Source organism: Carnobacterium sp., from assembly GCF_032094055.1.
GTDB lineage: Bacteria > Bacillota > Bacilli > Lactobacillales > Carnobacteriaceae > Carnobacterium_A.
The window spans coordinates 4,029-6,275 of the sequence record NZ_DAMDAK010000001.1; the positions used below are offsets into that span (position 1 = coordinate 4,029).

Genomic DNA, 2,247 nt, shown 5'->3' on the forward strand with positions numbered 1-2,247 from the left:
TTTTTGTATTAGGCAATACTTTTTTTTCATCATTTAAGAGAGTTCCATCAATATCAAAAAAAATCATTTTCTTTTGCATTACTTGTAACCAACCCTTTCCACACTTATCACATACAATTAAGAGACTAACCTAAAAGGGACACCCTCTAAGCTGCATCTGTATCTTTTTCCAAAACATGCTCCAAAACGCAGCCTCAACGTCTACTTTGTCATACCTCCAGTAGTTTCGGTATGCGAGATAGAAGATTCAGGCTTTCACGCGTTTTGTCTCACTCTTTAATTTTACTCTTCTGCTTGTTTAAATTGACTATTATACAGCTTCTCATAAAATCCGCCTTTATTCAATAGCTCTTGATGATTGCCTTGTTCCACGATTTCTCCTTGATCCATTACTAGAATCAAATCAGCATCGCGAATTGTTGACAGTCGGTGAGCAATGACAAAACTTGTCCGGCCTTCCATGACTTTTTTCATTGCTGTTTGGATCAAAGCTTCTAATCGGGTATCGACTGAACTAGTTGCCTCATCCAAAATTAAAATTTTGGGATCGGAAATGATTGCACGTGCAATCGTCAATAATTGTTTTTGCCCCAATGAGATGTTGGATGCTTCTTGGTTCAATACCATATTGTATCCGTCTGGCAATGTACGAACAAAATGGTCAACATTCGCAGTTTTGGCCGCATCAACTACTTCGTATTCAGTAGCGTCTAATTTTCCAAATCGTATGTTATCAGCAATTGTACCATTATAAAGCCAAGCATCTTGTAAAACCATACCGAATTGCGATCTTACGTCTTTTCGAGACATTGTTTTGGTATCAATGCCGTCTATTTTGATGGCGCCACTATCTACGTCATAAAAACGCATTAATAAGTTGATCAAAGTTGTTTTTCCTGCCCCAGTTGGTCCGACAATAGCAACCATTTGTCCGCTTTTCACTTGAACATTCAAGTCTTTTATCAAAGGCTTGTTTTTAGTATAGCCAAATGTTACTTGCTCAAAGCTGACATCGCCAGCTACTGTTTCGGGTAAATCAACCCGAATAGCATCAGGTTTTTCTTCTGGTTCGTCTAATATTTCAAAAATCCTGCCGACTGCAGCCGCAGCACTCTGTAGCACACCCGATAATTGTGTAATTTGTGATAAAGGTTGGTTGATTTGCCAAATGTATTGAGTGAACGCTTGTAAGTTCCCTAAAGAAAGGGTGCCTTGGATAACAAATAGCCCACCAATCACTGCTACTCCAAAATAGACCAAATTAGTGACAAGCCCGATTAAAGGGCTCATTATACCGGATACAAAAGCTGCTTTAAATCCAAACTTGTTTAAGCGCTGATTAATAACTTTAAACTCTTCTAATTTATCTTTTTCTTTTCCATATAATTTTATTTCGGAAAAACCGCTGAAGCTTTCTTGTACGTGTCCATTCATCGCTCCTAACGCATCTTGCTGTTCAATAAAATAAGGTTGTGATTTGCGAATAATAAATTTAGAAATCGCGTAAGACGTTGGAATCATCAATAATATAATAGCTGCTAATGGTACAGATAAATACAACATCATCGCAACAGCGAAAATAATCCCCATAATCGAATTTACGATTTGGATCAAACTTTGCTGCATAGCATTGCTGACCGCATCCACGTCATTGGTTACCCGGCTTAAAATATTCCCTTGTTGGTTACGGTCAAAATAGGCAACAGGTAATCGATTGATTTTTCCTTCTATATCATTCCGCAAGTCACGCATTGTATGTTGGACAACGTTAGTCATAATATAAGAAGAAGTATACAACGTTATCTGATAAATACCCGCTACTCCTAACATGACATAAATAATTTGACGAACATATGCAAAGTTGACTTTCGCTCCCGGTATTCCTTTCAATATATCTGCTACATTATTACCTACTTCCGTTAAAGCTAAACCAATAATAAACGGTTGTAAAGCATTCATTAACATACAAAGCATCGTCAGACAGATAGCTGCAAAAAAGCCTACTTTATATGGCTTGATGTAATTCCATAAGCGACGAATGGCCACTACCGATCCTCTCATGCTAACTCCTCCTTCGTCAATTGCGAAGCTGCAATCGCATAATAAATATCTGAAGTCTTTAATAACTCTTCGTGCGTTCCTTGAGCTACCACATTTCCTTTATCCAAGACAATTATTTTATTTGCATGCCGGATAGAACCCACACGCTGAGCAACAATCAATACAGAAGCTTCTTGAGTTTCAGCT

At 37.9% G+C, this 2,247-nt stretch carries 1 protein-coding gene and 1 pseudogene; both read right to left on the bottom strand.

The features are described 5' to 3' along the window. Positions 1-282 precede the first annotated feature (282 nt). Positions 283-2,061: an ABC transporter ATP-binding protein gene (locus tag RT405_RS00040; protein ID WP_313466673.1), complete on the bottom strand. Its 1,779-nt coding sequence runs from the start codon at positions 2,059-2,061 to the stop codon at positions 283-285. Then, positions 2,058-2,247 (bottom strand): annotated as a pseudogene (locus RT405_RS00045) (ABC transporter ATP-binding protein); the annotation flags it as partial. The gene RT405_RS00040 and the pseudogene RT405_RS00045, both read right to left, overlap by 4 nt.

Bases quoted from the DNA above. Each gene is read 5' to 3' on its own strand.
- RT405_RS00040 (WP_313466673.1), bottom strand. From the start codon at position 2,061: ATGAGAGGATCGGTAGTGGCCATTCGTCGCTTATGGAATTACATCAAG.